This is a genomic window from Streptomyces sp. KM273126 (genome assembly GCF_004337435.2).
Lineage (GTDB): Bacteria > Actinomycetota > Actinomycetes > Streptomycetales > Streptomycetaceae > Streptomyces > Streptomyces acidicola.
The window spans coordinates 1,425,856-1,442,473 of sequence record NZ_SJXB02000001.1 but is presented as its reverse complement, the minus strand read 5'-3'; the positions used below and the strand labels follow the sequence as shown (position 1 = coordinate 1,442,473).

The 16,618-nt window shown below is 72.2% G+C and carries 14 protein-coding genes; 7 read left to right on the top strand and 7 right to left on the bottom strand.

Annotated features, from left to right (window positions below; translation table 11 throughout):
• Positions 1 to 24: 24 nt before the first annotated feature.
• The 3 genes from E0500_RS06200 to E0500_RS06190 all read right to left on the bottom strand — a co-directional run bounded on the left by E0500_RS06200 (position 25) and on the right by E0500_RS06190 (position 3,274).
• Positions 25 to 1,668: a transporter gene (locus E0500_RS06200; protein WP_131563326.1), complete on the bottom strand. Its 1,644-nt coding sequence runs from the start codon at positions 1,666 to 1,668 to the stop codon at positions 25 to 27.
• Entirely contained in the window at positions 1,665 to 2,453 is a 789-nt protein-coding gene (locus E0500_RS06195) for an ABC transporter ATP-binding protein (protein ID WP_131563327.1), read from the bottom strand. Before E0500_RS06195 ends, E0500_RS06200 begins: the two co-directional genes overlap by 4 nt.
• A 137-nt stretch (positions 2,454 to 2,590) precedes the next feature.
• A complete protein-coding gene (locus E0500_RS06190) occupies positions 2,591 to 3,274 on the bottom strand; it encodes a bifunctional DNA primase/polymerase (protein WP_220140460.1) in 684 nt (227 codons plus the stop codon).
• A gap of 293 nt (positions 3,275 to 3,567) precedes the next feature.
• Between E0500_RS06190 and E0500_RS06185 the strand changes: the two genes are divergently transcribed.
• Both E0500_RS06185 and E0500_RS06180 read left to right on the top strand, forming a co-directional pair.
• Complete coding sequence (locus E0500_RS06185) at positions 3,568 to 4,950, top strand: transcriptional regulator (RefSeq protein WP_131563328.1); 1,383 nt, start codon at positions 3,568 to 3,570, stop codon at positions 4,948 to 4,950.
• Between the two features lie 258 nt (positions 4,951 to 5,208).
• The gene (locus tag E0500_RS06180) at positions 5,209 to 7,053 is read left to right on the top strand and encodes a hypothetical protein (protein WP_131563329.1); all 1,845 of its coding nucleotides are present in this window, start codon (positions 5,209 to 5,211) and stop codon (positions 7,051 to 7,053) included.
• A 127-nt stretch (positions 7,054 to 7,180) separates the two neighbouring features.
• Here the strand turns inward: E0500_RS06180 and E0500_RS06175 are convergent, their stop codons facing one another.
• A complete protein-coding gene (locus tag E0500_RS06175) occupies positions 7,181 to 8,506 on the bottom strand; it encodes an ABC transporter substrate-binding protein (RefSeq protein WP_131563330.1) in 1,326 nt (441 codons plus the stop codon).
• Between the two features lie 117 nt (positions 8,507 to 8,623).
• Between E0500_RS06175 and E0500_RS06170 the strand changes: the two genes are divergently transcribed.
• Together E0500_RS06170 and purU are read left to right on the top strand one after the other, a co-directional pair.
• Positions 8,624 to 9,124, top strand: coding sequence for an SCO4402 family protein (locus E0500_RS06170; RefSeq protein ID WP_131563331.1), 501 nt, complete (start codon positions 8,624 to 8,626; stop codon positions 9,122 to 9,124).
• A gap of 195 nt (positions 9,125 to 9,319) precedes the next feature.
• Positions 9,320 to 10,204, top strand: a complete 885-nt coding sequence (gene purU / locus E0500_RS06165) for a formyltetrahydrofolate deformylase (RefSeq protein WP_131563332.1) — start codon at positions 9,320 to 9,322, stop codon at positions 10,202 to 10,204.
• 31 nt (positions 10,205 to 10,235) lie between these two features.
• Here the strand turns inward: purU and E0500_RS06160 are convergent, their stop codons facing one another.
• Together E0500_RS06160 and E0500_RS06155 are read right to left on the bottom strand one after the other, a co-directional pair.
• Positions 10,236 to 11,534, bottom strand: a complete 1,299-nt coding sequence (locus E0500_RS06160) for a zf-HC2 domain-containing protein (protein WP_131563333.1) — start codon at positions 11,532 to 11,534, stop codon at positions 10,236 to 10,238.
• Complete coding sequence (locus E0500_RS06155) at positions 11,531 to 12,112, bottom strand: sigma-70 family RNA polymerase sigma factor (protein ID WP_131563334.1); 582 nt, start codon at positions 12,110 to 12,112, stop codon at positions 11,531 to 11,533. The genes E0500_RS06160 and E0500_RS06155 overlap by 4 nt, the downstream gene beginning before the upstream one ends.
• Before the next feature lie 389 nt (positions 12,113 to 12,501).
• Between E0500_RS06155 and E0500_RS06150 the strand changes: the two genes are divergently transcribed.
• Both E0500_RS06150 and E0500_RS06145 read left to right on the top strand, forming a co-directional pair.
• A complete protein-coding gene (locus tag E0500_RS06150; RefSeq protein ID WP_131563335.1) occupies positions 12,502 to 12,921 on the top strand; it encodes an STAS domain-containing protein in 420 nt (139 codons plus the stop codon).
• A gap of 192 nt (positions 12,922 to 13,113) precedes the next feature.
• Positions 13,114 to 13,626 carry an EF-hand domain-containing protein gene (locus E0500_RS06145; protein WP_131563336.1) on the top strand — a complete coding sequence of 171 codons (513 nt, stop codon included), beginning with the start codon at positions 13,114 to 13,116 and terminating at the stop codon, positions 13,624 to 13,626.
• 9 nt (positions 13,627 to 13,635) lie between these two features.
• Here E0500_RS06145 and E0500_RS06140 read toward each other — a convergent pair whose 3' ends face one another.
• A complete protein-coding gene (locus E0500_RS06140) occupies positions 13,636 to 15,132 on the bottom strand; it encodes a class I adenylate-forming enzyme family protein (RefSeq protein WP_131563337.1) in 1,497 nt (498 codons plus the stop codon).
• Between the two features lie 323 nt (positions 15,133 to 15,455).
• Here E0500_RS06140 and E0500_RS06135 point away from each other — a divergent pair, with 323 nt between their 5' ends.
• The gene (locus E0500_RS06135; RefSeq protein ID WP_131563338.1) at positions 15,456 to 16,610 is read left to right on the top strand and encodes an acyl-CoA dehydrogenase; all 1,155 of its coding nucleotides are present in this window, start codon (positions 15,456 to 15,458) and stop codon (positions 16,608 to 16,610) included.
• Positions 16,611 to 16,618 lie beyond the last annotated feature (8 nt).

The window sequence follows — 16,618 nt, the reverse complement described above, 5'->3', positions numbered from 1 at the left end:
GCGGCCCTTTCAAGGGCGCGGGACTCAGCCCTTGCTGACCGCCGACAGGATCTCCGGGAGTCTCGTCGCTGTTCGCGAGGCCGCCAGGCGGAGGCCCAGCAGGGTGATGCCCGTGCCGTAGGCGGTGCCCAGGGGGAGCAGGAGCCAGGCCCAGTCGTCGCCGTTCGCCGTGACGTTGAGCCAGATGGTGAGGGCGATGACCGGAACGCACAGCAGGGCCGCCGCGACCATGCCGCCGAAGATCGACAGCCAGGCGAGGCCCGCCTGCCCGGGGGCCACGTTCTTGTAGCCCTGCTGCGGGATGGAGTACGGGAAGCGGGCCGAGGACCAGGCACCCGTGGCCAGCATCGCGCCGAGCACTGCGAAGGACAGGCCCAGCACCTCCGGCAGCGCGGGCCAGTTGCCGAGCATCGCCGTCGTCAGGACAGTCACGAGGGCCGCGTACGGCAGGGTGATCACCAGCATGGCCAGGGCGCGGCCGCGCAGTTCGACGTACGCGTCCCTGGGTGACGAGATGGTCATCGCGACCATCCAGAACGCGGACGTGTCCTGCCCGAACTGGTTGTACATCTGGATGCCGAGCATCCCCGCGGCGAAGCACGCGAAGTAGATCGAGCCGGTGCCCTGCAGGGCGTTGAAGACGGGGACGAGCAGCCCGATGGCGAGCGATGTCACCCAGGCCGCCTTGGTCTTCGGGTCGCGCCACACGTACCGCAGGCTGCGCTCCATGATGGTGCCGGTGCGGCCCGCGGGAAGGAGCCGGCCCAGCCCCGCGGACCGCGTACGGTCCCGTGCCGGTTCGGCGTCCGGGAGCGTGGAGGAGTCCGGCGAGACCATCAGCCGGGTCAGGGTGCGCGACCAGAGGGACAGCAGCCCGGCCAGCGCGAGTGCGCTCAGCGCGAGCCGGGCCGCCCCGACGCCGTACGACCCCTCGCTCACCGCGTCCACCGCGCCGACCACCGACGCCGGCGGCACCCAGCTCAGCACGTCCGCGGCCGGGTCGAGCTGCCCGAGCCCGGCCGAACCCAGGCGCTGGGCCCCGAAGTTGACGAGCTGGGCCCCGACCGCGATCACCAGACCGCTCAGCACGGCCAGGTCCCGGCCCTTGCGGCTGGTCAGCAGGCGGATGTTGGCGGCGGCCACGGCCCGCGCGAGGGCCAGACACACCAGCAGCCCGAGCGGGACGGCCACCACGGAGACGGCGTACGCGGCCGCACCGTGCGCCACCGCGATCACCGAGCCGATCAGCATGCACAGGCTGAACAGCGGCCCTATGCCCACCAGGGAGGCCACCAGCAGCGCCCGGACGAGCGGCCGCGGCCGCAGCGGCAGCATCACCAGCCGTGTCGGATCGAGGGTCTCGTCGCCGCTCGGGAAGAACAGCGGCATCACCGCCCAGCCGAGCGCCAGTACGGCCACCAGCAGCACGGTCACGGACGCGGCGTGCGCGTTGCCCCGCAGCAGGATCAGCCCGATCAGATGGAACGCGGCGAACAGCAGGACGAGGACGGCGGAGGCGATGTAAGCGGCCCGCCGCCCGGCCGACTGCCGTAGCCCGTTGCGCAGCAGCGACAGCTTCAGCCGTACGACGACGGGGGTGATCGAAGCCCCCGCTGTGGCCGCCCGTTCCGTGCCCGTACCCGTTCCCGTTTCCGCGGCCGTGCTCATCGCGTCCCGCCGCCCAGCCAGTCCAGGGCCGAACCCGTGTCCCGCGCGTTCGCACCGACCAGTTCCAGGAACGCGTGCTGGAGTGAGGGCGCCTCGCCCCTCACCTCCGCGAGCGGACCGTGCGCGCGGATGCGGCCCGCCGCCATGACGGCCACCCAGTCGCACAACGACTCGACGAGCTCCATGACGTGAGAGGAGAAGACGACGGTGGCGCCCGAGGCCGTGTACCGCTCCAGGACGCCGCGGATGGTCTGGGCCGACACCGGGTCGACGCCCTCGAAGGGCTCGTCCAGGAACAGGACTTCGGGGTTGTGGAGGAGGGCCGCGGCGAGGCCGATCTTCTTGCGCATACCGGTCGAGTAGTCGACGACGAGCTTGTGCTGGGCGCCCGCGAGGTCGAGAACGTCGAGGAGCTGGGTGGCGCGCTTGTCGACCTCGGCGCCGGGCAGTCCGCGCAGCCTGCCCGTGTACGCGAGCAGCTCCCGCCCGGACAGCCGGTCGAACAGGCGCAGCCCCTCGGGCAGCACACCGATCCGCGCCTTGACCTCCACCGGATCCCGCCACACGTCGTGCCCGACGACCTCGACGGTGCCCTGGTCCGGCCGGAGCAGGCCGGTGACCATCGACAGGGTGGTGGTCTTCCCGGCCCCGTTCGGCCCGACCAGCCCGATGAAGCGCCCCGCCGGCAGCTCCAGATCGACCCCCGCGACGGCGACCTGCTGCCCGAACCGCTTCCAGAGCCCCTGCACGCGTACGGCGGCTCCGCCCACTGTGCCCTCAGTCATGCGCTCACGATAGGCGGGTACCGGCTATCGCGTCCCGAAGGGGCGCGGGGCGTGACGCCGTGCGCCGCGAGCAGCCACGACCCGCAGCCGCGAAGACGGCCATCAGCCGCGAAGACGACCAGCAGACCCCCGGAGCGTTACCGGCGCCCGTCCCGGCCGCACGCGTACGCCAACGGAGAGATCAGCTCCTCCGCATCCGGCAACCACCGGTTCGCCGGAGTCGGGCGGCGGGCCCACTGCACGGCGCCCCGGGACCCGTACCGGGTCGGCGGAGCCGTCACGTACTCGCCCTCGCCGAGCGCCGTCAGGTCGAGGGAGAGCGGTGACCAGCCCAACTTCCGTACGAGGTCGGGGACCTTCGCCGACGCGCCGGGCAGTACGAAGAACTGCATGCGCCGGTCCGGGGTCCAGGCCACCGGGCCGAGCGTGAGGTCCATGCGCTCCATCCGGGCCAGCGCCAGCAGTCCCGCGGTCTCGGGCACGTCGATCACGTCGAACGTGAGTCCCGTCGGCAGCAGGATCGACGCGGTCGGCTGCTGGGACCACAGCCGGCGCGCGACGGTCGCACTGCCCGTGGCCTGCGACGCCCAGTCCTCGCGCGCCGGGTGTGCGCCGGGGACGGCGCACGCGGGCTGTCCGCAGGAGCAGTGATGCTCCCCGTCGGCGGCTTCAAGCCATGTACCGGGGCACACGTCCCAGTGGCGTTCTTCGGCGTAACGTACGGCGGCTTCCAGGAGCGATTCGCCGCGCTGCATGGGAATTTGGGCAGCTTCAGGGCCCGCGATGGTCTCTTCCACGATGAACACAACTCTAGCCGTCATCAGGGGTTACGGATGTCACATGCGCGGGGGAGGGGCACCGCTCCCCCGTCCGGGGCGCATGGGCGCATATCCGGGGGCGCGCAGGAGGAATGTCCATGGGGCTGGGTAGCCACGTGTGGGGGATCGGTAGTCGATCGGTAGTCGTCACTACCCCGGCAATCCTCACATGTCCCGCATTGTCGTCATGTTGGCGGGGCATTGATCTTCAAGGCCGGATTCTTTCGGTTCTCCGGTCGCTGAAGACACGTCAACTCGGTGCGTGGGCAGGCACCGCATGCCACAGGGGGTACGCCATGGCCGCAAGGCCTCTTGTTGCCAGGCAGCCGAACGAACGGCTGCAGGCACTCATTCAGGAAGCGGGATGCTCGAACGCAGGGCTGGCCCGGCGGGTGAACATGTGCGGCGCGGAACACGGTCTGGATCTGCGCTACGACAAGACGTCCGTGGCGCGCTGGCTGCGTGGACAGCAGCCGCGCGGGCGGGCGCCGGCCATCATCGCCGAGGCGCTCGGCCGCAAGCTGGGGCGTACGGTCACGATCGACGAGATCGGCATGGCCAACGGCAAGAACCTCGCCTCGGGTGTGGGCCTGCAGTTCTCGCCCACCGTGCTGGGCGCCATCGAGCAGGTCTGCGAGCTGTGGCGCAGCGACGTCGGCCGCCGGGACTTCCTCTCGGGCTCGTCCGTCGCCGCGTCCGCGCTGGTCGAGCCGAGCCGTGACTGGCTGATCTCCGCGCCCGACTCGCAGGTGTCGCGCTCGGCGGGGCCGCGGGTCGGGCAGTCCGACGTGGCCGCCGTGAAGGCGATGACCCAGGCCCTGGTGGACCTGGACCACCAGTACGGCAGCGGGCATGTGCGCCCGGTCGTCGTGCACTACCTGAACAGTGTGGTCTCCGGGCTGCTGGCGGGCTCGTACCGGGAGGTCGTCGGGCGTGAACTGTTCGCGGCGGTCGCGCGGTTGACGGAGCTCGCCGGTTACATGGCCGTCGACACGGGGCAGCCGGGCCTGGCCCAGCGCTACTACATCCAGGCACTGCGGCTCGCGCAGGCCGCGGGCGACCGTGCGTACGGCGGGTATGTGCTGGCCGCGTCCATGAGCCACCTGGCGGCGCAGCTCGGGAACCCGAGGGAGATCGCGCAACTGGCGCGCGCGGCGCAGGAAGGGGCCCGAGGGCGTGTGACACCGCGCGCGGAGGCCATGTTCCACGCCGCGGAGGCGCGGGGGCACGCGCTGCTGGGCGACGCGCGCGCCGCCCAACTGGCCTCCGGACGGGCGGTCACGGCCCTGGAGGCGGCCGATCCGGCGTCCGGGGACGACCCGGTGTGGATCGCGCACTTCGACGAGGCGTATCTGGCGGACGAGCTGGCGCACTGCCACCGCGACCTCGGGCAGGCCGACGCGGCGGCCCGGTGCGCGCAGCAGTCCCTCGACGGGCATCCCGAGTCCCGCGCCCGACGCCGCGCGATCGGCTTCGTACTGCTGGCCACCGCGCAGGTGCAGCGGCGCGAGGTGGAGCAGGCCTGTCACACGGCTTCGCAGGCGGTCGATCTGCTCGGCACGCTGCGGTCGAACCGTGGGGCCGAGTATCTGGAGGACTTCCAGCAGCGGCTCGAACCGTTCCGGGACGAGCCGGTGGTGCGGGAGTTCGGGGCGCGGATGGAGTTGCAGGCCGCTTAGCTCCGCTGGTCGAGCGGGTTCCGGGCAGCGCCGTTGGGGTCTTGGGGTCGTTTCGGGGTGCGGGTTCGTTGTGGCTTGTCACGCCCACGCGGCGGAGTCGCACATCGATACAGCCCCGCGCCCCTTAAGGGGTCTGTGGCCCCTTATGGCGGGTGCGGGGCCGTGACGTATCACGCCCTGCGCTGCGTGGCATCGGCTTGTGGGGACCCGGTAGCGTGAGCCGACGATTCCGAAAATCCCCCGTTCGTAGGAGTCCCGGTGACGCAGAGTGGACAGGGCGAGGAGCCCTCGGCGCGGATACCGCGCGAAGGCATCGTGCTGCCCTCCGACGGCAGCGCGCCCCTCCTGCCCGGCGAGCAGCAGTCGGCACCGGCGCCCGGCCGGTCCTGGGACGAGCCGTGGGGCCCCGATCAGGGGGCGGCCCCGGCCCCTCCGCCGGCCCAGCCGTGGTACACGCAGGGTGAGCAGCAGACCGGGGGACCGGCTCAGGCGTGGGGCGACCAGGGCTGGGGCGCACCGCCGCCGGCCCACCAGCAGCCACAGCAGCCCTATTCCCAGGCGCCGGAGCAGCAGGCTCAGCAGGGCTACCCGCAGCCGGAGCAGCAGGCCTATCCGCAGGCCCCGTCGCAGCCGCAGCAGCAGGCCTATCCGCAGGCCCTCTCGCAGCCGCAGCATCAGGCCCACCCGCAACAGCAGGCCCAGCTGCCCCACCCGCAGCAGCAGGCCCAGCTGCCCCGCCCGCAGGTGCCCCAGCCGGCTCAGCCCGCGCCCGGTGCGATGCCGCCCGAGGGCGCCCAGCCGCCGTCGTACGGGGCCCCGACGCACCCCGGACCCGCCCCCGCAGCGGCGGAACCGGCGGCACCTGTTCCGCCGCAGGCGGTCCCGCTGCCCCCGCAGTCGGGTGTGCTCGAACGGCAGGCGGGCAGCCCGCCCCCGCCGCTGGAGGGCGCGCTGCCGTCCCCTGCGCCGAGCGCGCCGCTGCCGTCCGCCGGGCCCGCCGCCCCGGTCGACGAGGGCGCCACTCAGCTCATACCCCCGGTCGCCGCCCGTCCCGGGGACGAGGCGGCGACCCAGTTCCTTCCGCCGGTCGGTCCGGGCGCACTCCCGCCCGAGGTGTCCTCCGGCGAGACGCAGTACCTGGGCCACCTCCCCAGACCCGGCGCCGGACCCATGCCGGCAGCGGGCCCGCTGCCGCCCACGGCGGCCCCCGGGAACCCCGACGCCGAGGCCACGCAGTACATCGCTCCCGTCCCCTCGCAGCCGTACGGGACCGGCGCGGGCCCTGGCGGAGCCGGGCAGCGGCCGGAGCCGGACGTCTTCGACAGCCTCTTCCGCAGCGAGCCGGGCACTGAGGCGGCGGGAGCCACCCAGCAGATGCCCCGCGTCCCGCCTCCACCGGGCGGGCAGGGCCCGCAGGCACCGCACGGAGGCGGCGGACGGGCCGCGGCCCGGCGTGACTCCGGCGCGCGGGGCCGTACGGGATCCCGTGTCCCCCTCATCGCGGCCGTCGGCATCGGTATCGCCGTCCTCGGTGTCGGCGCGGGCGCCCTGCTCAGCGACGGCGGCGGCAACGACAAGCAGGCCGCCGAGAACAAGCCCGTCGCGGCCGCGTCCGACGCCGCCGAGTCGCCGTCCCCGTCCGCCGACCCGGCGAAGGAGCAGGCGGTCGCCCTCGACAAGCTCCTCGCCGACAGCGGTGACAGCCGCACCACCGTGATCAACGCGGTGGCGGACATCCGGCGCTGCGACAACCTCGACAAGGCCGCCACCGACCTGCGTGACGCGGCCAAGCAGCGCAACGACCTGGTCACGCGACTGTCCCAGCTCTCCGTGGACAAACTGCCGGACAACGCCGCGCTGACCGCCGCGCTCACGAGCGCCTGGAAGGCCTCCGCCTCCGCGGACGACCACTACGCCGCCTGGGCCGACCAGACCGCCAAGAAGAAGGGCTGCAGGAAGGGCCAGGCCCGCGTCACGGACCAGACGAAGGCCGGCAACCAGGCCAGCTCCACGGCTAGCACCGAGAAGTCCAAGGCCGCCGACCTGTGGAACTCCATCGCGTCCACCTACGGGCTCACCCAGCGCCAGCCGACGCAGCTGTGAGGTCCGGACGGCGGTGACGACCGGCCGGGTCCCGGTGGTGACGACCGGCCGGGTCCCGGGACCGGGACACCGGCGTCACCGCCTCGGCTCCAGGGGCCTGTGTCGGCCCAGGCCGCGGCTAGTACTACTAGGCGTCCTCCAGCGTCTTCAGCACGCTCACGAAGCCCTGCCGGGCGGCCACCAGCCGGCCCTCCCGGACCACCTGGAACGTGACGTTCGCGTTGACCAGGCGCGGGAAGCCGCCGGGCGCGGCGAGGTCGTCGAAGGGCCAGCTCAGGGGCGGGGTCAGCCCGCCCGTGGTGACCTTCAACCCGCTGTCGAGGGTCCGGCGCACCGCGCGTGCGCTCACCTCGCCGTCGCCCAGCTTCTCGACGACCGACTTCAGCACCGTGTACGCGATCCACGTGGTCTGCACGCCCGGGTCCGCCGGGTCGATCCGGTTGTCGCCGAAGGCCTGCTCGCGGATCGCCTTGTTCATCGTGTTCCAGCGCTTGTCGTTCTCCACGGGGTACCAGCCGGTGACGTACGCCCCCTCGTACGGTCCCGACTTGCCGCCGGACGCGTCGATGAGCGGCTGGTCGATGCTGCCGAGCACGCTGGCGGTGCGGACCTCCGGGTAGTCCTCGCGGGCGCGCCGCACGGAGTCCATGAAGGTGTCGGTGCGGTCCCCGAGCGAGGGCACCAGGCAGCCCATCCGCGTGGGGTCGGAGCTGGCCCGCTGCAGCGCGTTCCGGGTCTGCTCCGAGTACTGGGTCGCGTCCTCCGCGGCCAGCTGGTCGATCGAGGCCGCGTGCGGCCCGGTGCGCAGGCCGGCGTTGAGGAGCACCGGCATCAGGTCGCCGACGACCGAGTCGGGGCGGACGAGGACGACGGGGCCGCAGGGCTTGGCGAGCTGTTCGCCGAGGCCGGCCATGAGCGCGGGCTGGCCACCGTTCACGGGGTACGACAGAGGGCTGGTGAACTCGTCGTCGGTGACGCCGTAGCCGCCTATGTACGGGATGCCCGCGGCTTCCAGCGGGGCGAGGAAGGAGCGGCCGTGCTGGCTGTAGGAGCCGACGACCGCGACGACACCCGCGTCGACCGCGCGCCTGGCGCACTTCGCGGCGGCCACGGTGTCGTTCTTCTCGTTGCAGGTGAGGACGTTGAGCTTGCGGCCGTTGATGCCGCCATGGGAGTTGATCCAGCGGGCGTACGCCTTGGCCATGGCCGGCATGCCGGGTTCGTTGGTGGCGGCGGTCTTCTCGGGCGCCCATGTCATGACGGTGACGGGATCGTCCGAAGACCCCGAGGTACCGGGGACGACACCGCAGCCGGCGGCGAGTGACGCACACGCCGCCAGCGCGCCCGCGGAGAGCGCGAAGGACTTTCCGCGTGAGCGTGTCCCTCTCGCGGTGCTGCGGACGGGCCGGATGCGGACGGGGAGGAAGGAGCGCGTGCGTGGCCTGCCGGTCATGGTTACGCACGATTCCGTTACACCGTCAACCCAAGGGTGCCCTACGGTCAACGGAAGGTGACGTAGAGGTGAATTGCGAGGGGGGATGACCGTGTTTTCAGGAGGTAAGTACGATCAGTGGCTGTGCATGACTCGGAGAACCCTTCCCGTCGCGGGCGTCGCTCATCCACCATGGGCGGCATGCCACTGAATGACATGCCTTGGTGGCGCTGGCGCAGCAATGTGCGCTCCGCGCTGCACATGCTCTCCGATCCGGTGTTCCAGCGGGACGTCTGGCTGGCCGGTGTCGAGGGGTACGGGGACGTCACCGACGCCGTGTACCGCCTCGTCGAGGACACCTGGCTGGACAACTGGTCCGCCGAGAAGTACGTGGGCACGATCTTCCGCGACGAACAGGAGGCGGCCCTGGTCGACACCGCCGTGCTGCGCGTGCTGCGGATCATGCACCAGGTGGGCCCCGACGCGCCAGTGAGCGCCTACGTCGACCACCACGGGTGGCCGGAGGCGGTGCGGGCGGCGCGCGAGGCGCATGTGCGGCTCGCGGTGAGTGACGGGGAGGATCCGGAGGTGCCGCCGCGGACGCTTGAGGTGTTGCGGATTCTGACGCGCTCGGCGTAGGTGGTCCGCTGGGGGCGCGGGTTTGAGGGTGCGGTTTCGTTGTGGGCGCCTTTTCGCCGTAGGGCTGCGGTTGTATCGCGGCTGCAGGCTGTGTGTGGTTGCTCGCGCAGTTCCCCGCGCCCCTTTGGGGCTGCGCCCCTTGATGTGCTTGCGCCCCTTACGGGGCTCAGCCCCGTATGTGGGACCCTGTCTCGCATGAACGAGCAGTCCAGCCGAGGCGCGGCGTCTCGCCCCGACCAGTACGTCCTCATCCTCTCCTGCCCGGACAAGCAGGGAATCGTGCACGCCGTGTCGAGCTACCTGTTCATGACCGGCTGCAACATCGAGGACAGTCAGCAGTTCGGCGACCACGACACGGGCCTGTTCTTCATGCGGGTCCACTTCTCGGCCGAGGCCCCGGTGACCGTGGAGAAGCTGCGGGCGAGCTTCGCGGCGATCGGTGACTCCTTCCAGATGGACTGGCAGATCCACCGGGCCGAGGAGAGGATGCGGGTCGTCCTCATGGTCAGCAAGTTCGGGCACTGCCTGAACGACCTGCTGTTCCGCGCCCGGATCGGTGCGCTGCCGGTGGAGATCGCGGCGGTGGTGTCCAACCACACGGACTTCGCCGAGCTCGTGGGGTCGTACGACATCCCCTTCCACCACATTCCGGTGACGAGGGACACCAAGGCGGACGCCGAGGCGCGGGTGCTGGAGATCGTCCGCGAGAACGACGTCGAGCTGGTCGTCCTGGCCCGCTACATGCAGGTCCTCTCCGACGATCTGTGCAAGCAGCTCAGCGGCCGGATCATCAACATCCACCACTCCTTCCTGCCGAGCTTCAAGGGTGCGAAGCCGTACCACCAGGCGCACGCCCGCGGGGTGAAGCTGATCGGTGCCACGGCGCACTACGTCACCGCCGACCTCGACGAGGGCCCCATCATCGAGCAGGAGGTCGAACGCGTCGGCCACGACGTCACCCCCGACCAGCTGGTCGCCATCGGCCGCGACGTGGAGTGCCAGGCCCTGGCGCGGGCGGTGAAGTGGCACGCGGAGCGGCGCATCCTGCTGAACGGCAGGCGGACTGTGGTCTTCGCGTAGGTCGGCCGCAAGCGGGCCCAGGAGCGTTCGCCTACATCCGGCTCAAGGACGCCGCCGCGCACAGCACGTCCCTGATCGCCTCCCGGTCGCCCTCCTGCCCGGCGGCCGCCTCCTCCGGGGAGACACGGCCCGCGGCCAGCCGGCAGAACTCGACGCCGTCGAGGGCGACGTGGGCCACCGCGTGATCGGCGGAGCCCACCGCGGCGGGGGAGTCGAGGGGAATGAGCCACTCGCCGCCGCCGAGGCCCTCGATCTCCAGCCGCAGGCTGCGGCCGGGCGAGCCGGCGGGCACGAGATGGCGGGTCTGCCGGGGCGGTGCGGCGAGTCCCGCCCGGCGGCGCTCGGCCAGGGCCGTCGGCAGGACGCGGGCCGCCAGGTCGATCATGCGGTGCAGATGGCGCGGGGCGGGCGGCTCGTACGGGTAGTCCACCGCCTCCGCGATGTCCTCCCCGTGTATCCAGCACTCGAAGGCGCGGTCCAGCATCGCGTCCCGCAACGGCAGCTCGAAGTCGCCGTACGACACGCTGAGCTTCCCGGAGCCGGAGCCCTCACTGGTGAAGGAGGCCGTGCGGACGAGGGCGTGGCTCTGTTCGCGCCACGGGCCGCGTACGCCGCGGGAGGGCGGGAAGCGGGAGGCCCGCCGGTACGCCTCGGTGCGGGCCGCCGGCGTCGGGGCGTCCGCCGCCCTGGGCAGCGGGTCGTCGAGGCCCAGCGCCACCGCGACGAGCCCGTCGACGCTCAGCAGGTGTGCGATGACCCCGGCGACGGTCGTACGGCGGCTCACCGGCCGGTCGTCCTCGAACCAGCGCAGCCGCGCCGGAGCGTGCCACTCCGCGTCGCCGATGTCCTGCAGCAGCGCGTCCAGCCGGGCCGTTTCCGCGTCGTACGGCGCAGCCCAGTCCGGTACGGGGATCCGGGGCGCCCGGCGGTCGAGGCAGACCTGAAGGACACGGGTGCGCAGGGCCGGGTCGAGATCGAGGCTGTCCTCCGCGTGCAGCAGTCCCACGGCCTCGCGCAGCCGCAGCGCCTCGTCCGCGCAGGAGCCGCACGTCCCCAGGTGCTCCTCGACGGCGGCCGTCTCCCGCACCGAGCACGCGGCGAGAGCCCATGCGCCGAGCAGCGCCTTGAGTACCCCGTGCTCCAGGACGAGCGGCGCGGGCACCGGCTCGGGCAGCGGCAGGCCGCTGTCCTCGACGGACACCCGCGGCGGCGGTATGCGCGGCGGCACGGCCTTCCCGCCGTCACGGCCACCGCTGCCGCCGTCGCCCGCGCCGCCCTGCTGCCCCTCGTGCCTGCCGAACCCCTCGAACCGCCCCACACCCCCGTTCACCTCGTGCCTCCGTGTTCCGGAGGCACCCCGGAGGGCCCGGTGTGGTGGGCCGTGGAGAGGAGCTGGAGGCCGAGGCGCAGGCGGCGGCGTGCCTCGTCCTCGGTGATGCCGAGGTCGGCGGCGGTCTGGCGGTAGTCGCGGCGCTGGAAGTAGGCGCGTTCGAGTGCGGCGCGGAGCGGGGTGGGCATGGACTGGACGATGTAGTCGGCGCGGGCGGCCGCCGAGGCGCGGTGGACCCTGCGCTCCAGGTCCTCCGTGGTGCCCTCGCCGCCGCGTGCCAGCGCCGCGGTCTCGGTGGTGCGCAGGCGCTGTACGGCGAGGCGGTGGGTCAGCGTGGCGAGCCAGGAGCGCATCGGGCCCTCTTGCGGGTCGTAGGCGGCCGGGTGCTCCCAGATGTGGGCGAAGACGTCGCGCGTGATGGCGTCGGCCGCCTTTTCGTCTCCGAGCACCCGATGGGCCAGGCCGTGCACGAGTGACGCGAACCGGTCGTACAACTCGCCGAGCGCCGCCGCCTCACCGTGGGCCAGCCGCTGTTGCATCCTGCGGTCCCAGCGCGGCGGCGCGTCGTTCGTCGCCATGTGGCCCCTCATCCCTGCTCGTGCTGTGCGCCGTTCTCCAAACCCAGCCTGTGTCCTGTGCCACCTCGAATGTAGTCGGCACATCCAGCGGTGCACGCCCCATTGCGGCAATGTGCGCCCCCGCGAAGGCCGGGGGTGGTATGGACCGCGGGCGGTCGACCTTCGCTGTTGCGCTGCCCCTACCCCGCGCGAAACCGATCAAGCGTGACCGTATTGGATCGTACAAGACCGATCCGGACTGAAATGGCCAGTCTTGGCCCACGCTTCCGGCCACGCCTCGGTGTTTCATGGAACGAGGGTGGGGCAGCCGCGCAGATGGAAGCGTAACTGCGGCTTCCGTTTCCGGTGCTCATTCCGGGAGTTCCAGGGATTTCCGGCGACTGAGAGGCGTGGTGGTGACGCTCAAGGTGACCGACGGCGAACACGGCGAGTGGGCCGTGCTCCATGTGTCGGGTGAGATGGACCTGGTGACGTCCCCGGTGCTGCGGCAACGGGTGCACGACGCGGTGGCCGACGGCCGCCGCAGTCTCGTCCTGGACCTCTCCGGTGTCGTGTTCTGCGACTCCAGCGGGGTCGGTGTGCTCATCGCCACCCGCCGCCTCATCCGTTCCTGCCGGGGCGAACTGCGTCTGATACTTCCGCCCGACGGAACCGGCACAGCTGCCGGCGGACGCGGACAGGGCGCGCACGTCAACCGCGTCCTCGGCGCCCTCGGGGTCCGCCGCCTGTTCGACGTCCACCCGGACGTGGCCTCGGCCGTGGACGGCGCCCCGGACGACGACGAGGAGGCCGGCCCACTGTCGGCGTGAGCGGCACGCACAGGAACACGGAACACGCACAGGAAGGCGCCAGTACCCGGCCGCGCGCAGGACACGCCGTTGTCGCGAAATTCCCCCGGTCTTGGCACAAGCGTCGCTTTCCCACGCCGACCCGGCCCCTGACGTCGTACCCTCCGTCCAGACGAACCCCCTCGTGACGACGTAAGGCGGTCCCGAACAGACATGGTCAGCACCGAGTACGAGCGCAGGATCGCTGCCCGGTTCGCCACCTTCGACCAGGATGGCAACGGCTACATCGACCGCGCGGACTTCAGCGCGGCGGCCAGGGCGGTCCTCGCCGAGTTCGCCACCACGCCGCGGTCCGACAAGGGCCAGGCCCTGTACGGCGGTGCCGAGGCCCTCTGGCAGGGCATGGCCGGGATAGCGGACCGGGACGGTGACCAGCGCATCACCCGGGAGGAGTTCGTGAACGGCGCGGTCAAGCGCCTGCGCGACAACCCCGACCGGTTCGCCGAGATCGCCCGCCCCTTCCTGCACGCGGCCCTCGCCGTCGCGGACGACGACGGGGACGGTTCGGTCACGGTCGAGGCGGCCACCCGCGTCCTCAGGGCCCTCGGTGTGCCCGAGCACGTCGCCGCCGCGGCCGCCGGTGCCCTCGACGCCGACGCCGACGACAGGGTGGGCGAGACGGAGGTCGTGACGGCCTTCGCGCGCTACTTCACGGTGCCCGAATAGCTGAATGGCTCACGAATAGCGTTCCCGCAGTTTGTACTTGAGCACCTTGCGCAGGGTGTCGTTGCGCGGAAGGGCGTCCACCACCTCCAGCTGCTCGGGCAGCTTGTGCACGGACAGCCCTTCCGAGCGCAGGTACGAGGTCACGTCGTCCAGTGACAGCTCCCCGTCACCCGGCACCCGCTCGACCACGGCGCAGACCCGCTCCCCGCGTTCGGCGTCCGGCAGCCCGACGACGGCGACGTCCCGGACCGCAGGGTGCCGGTGCAGCAGATCCTCGATCTCCTTGGCCGAGATGTTCTCCCCCTTCCTGATGATGACGTCCTTCAGGCGGCCCGTGAGGACCAGGTGACCGTCGACGGTGAGACGCCCGAGGTCACCCGTGACGAGGAACCCGTCGGCGTCGAACGCCTGTGCCGTCTGCGCCGGGTCCAGGTACCCCTGGCACACGGCCTCCCCCCGCAGCCGCACCTCCCCGTCGACGATCCGTATCTCCATCCCCTCCGGCGGCCGCCCCTCGGTCGTCGCCAGGTTCTCCGCCGAGTCGTCCGGCGACCCCATCGTGATCATCGGCACCTCGGTCATGCCGTACCCGTGGGTGAGCTGGACGCCCATCTCGCGCACGACGGAGCGGTACAGCTCGGGCGGCTTCGGCGCCCCGCCGCCCGCCAGCAGCCGCAACGTCGGGACGACCGGCCTGCCGGGCTGCTCGCGCTGAGCGGCGAGGAACATCGAGTAGAACGCCGTGGACCCGCCCGCCACCGTCACCCCGTGCCTGCGGTACTCCTCCAGCGCGTCCGGCAGCGCGAAGTGCTCGAACATCACCGCCGGGAAGCCGTACAGCAGCAGCATCACCATGTAGTCGGGGCCGCCTATGTGCGCGTACGGGAACGCGATCGAGCCCACGTCGGACGCCGAGAGGTGGAGCGCGTGGGCGAGGCAGGAGCCGCCCGCGATCAGTGAACGGTCCGTGTGGAGCACGCCCTTGGGGTCGGAGGTGGTGCCCGAGGTCCAGTAGATCCAGCGGACCGAGGTGCCCTCGGAGGGCGGCGCGGGCAGTACGGCCGGATCGCCGTCCGGGAGACGGTCGTACGCCCCGAAGACGCCCTTCGCGCCCAGTCGCCGCGCCATCTCCGTGTGGTCGAAGCCGCGCCACTCGCCCGGCACGGCGAAGTACTCCGCCTTCGACTCCCGCAGCGCGAAGCCGACCTCGCGGTCCCGGTAGAAGGGGATGACCGGTGACTGCACGGCGCCCAGACGGGCCAGCGCGAAGGACAGCACAGCGCTCTCGACACGGGTGGGCAGCTGCCAGGCGACCACCGTGCCGGGGCGCACTCCCATGCCGTACAGCCCCGCCGCCACCCGCTCGGCCCGCTCGCGGAGCTCGCCGAAGGTCAGGACGCGGTCGTCCTGGAGGAGGACCGGCCGGCCGGGTGTGAGGTCGGCGCGGCGGGAGAGCAGCTCCCAGAGGGTGCGGGACGCGCTGAGCGCGTGGGCGGTGTCGTTCACGGCGGCCCCCTTTTTTTTAAGGCTCGGTTCGCCTCCCGGGCGCTACAGCAGGTGTCGAGAGCCCGACCGTGCTCGACCCTTCGGGCCTCCGCGCTCCCCCAAGCTCTCGGCTTCGCTCGAGCAGGGAGGTGCCCCCACGCGCTCTCGACACCGGCGCGCCCCTTTGGCTCGCTCGCCGGCAGCTGAGCTGACGGCTAGTCAGATCGTGGCCAGAGCGTAAGGCGCCGCGCCTTGTCGGTCCAGGGGTGCGGGGCTAGCCTTCCCGGAAGGCTCTTGGCTGACGGTGCATCAGGTAAGCGTGTGTCGGGCGGAGGGGGCTCGGAATGGACCTCACGTACACCCCGGAGGAGGAGGAGTTCCGGGCGCGGCTGCGGGAGTGGCTGGCCGGGGTGCTGCCCACGCTGCCGCCGAAGCCGCCGCCCGAGGACTGGCCGGCACGCCGCGCCTACGACCTCGGCTGGCAGCGGATGCTGTACGACGCCGGGTACGCGGGACTGCACTGGCCGGTGGACGCCGGCGGCCGGGGGGCCACGCCCACCCAGCACCTGATCTTCCTGGAGGAGACCGAGCGGGCGGGCGCCCCCTACGTGGGCGCGGGCTTCGTCGGACTGCTGCACGCGGGACCCACCATCGCCGCCGAGGGCACGGCCGAGCAGCGGGCGCGCTGGCTCCCGCCCATCCTGCGCGGCGAGCAGGTCTGGTGCCAGGGCTTCAGCGAACCGGACGCCGGCTCCGACCTCGCGGCGCTGCGCACGCGCGCGCGGAGAGACGGCGACGACTACGTGGTGAGCGGGTCCAAGATCTGGACGTCCCACGCCGAAGTCGCCGACTGGTGCGAGCTGTTGGTGCGCACGGACCCCTCGGCGCCCAAGCACCGGGGCATCACCTGGCTCGCCATGCCCATGGACGCCCCGGGGATCACCGTACGGCCGCTGAAGACCCTCGCGGGGTCGGCGGAGTTCGCGGAGGTCTTCCTCGACGAGGTGCGCGTGCCGGTCGGCCACCGGGTCGGGGCGGAGAACGACGGCTGGCGCGTGACCATGGTGACGCTGTCGTTCGAGCGGGGCACGGCGTTCGTGGGCGAAGTGGTCGCGTGCCGTCGTGTGTTGGGCGAGCTGGCCCGCGAGGCACGGAAGAACGGCCGCTGGGACGACCCCGCGCTCCGGCGCAGGCTGGGCCGGCTGAACGCCGAGTTCCGCGCGCTGTGGCGGCTGACGCAGTGGACCGTCAGCGAGGCCGAGCGCAGCGGTGGGCTCCCGGGCGCGGGCGGCTCGGTCTTCAAGCTCCGTTACTCGCACGCACGGCAGAAGCTGTACGACACGGCCGCCGACGTCCTGGGCGCTCAGGCGCTCGACCTCGACCGGCCGTGGGTGCTGGACCGGCTGTCGTCGCTGTCGTACACGATCGCGGCCGGGACCTCGCAGATCCAGCGCAACATCGTGGCCGAGCGCATCCTGGGCCTGCCGAAGGGGCGGTGAACGCGACC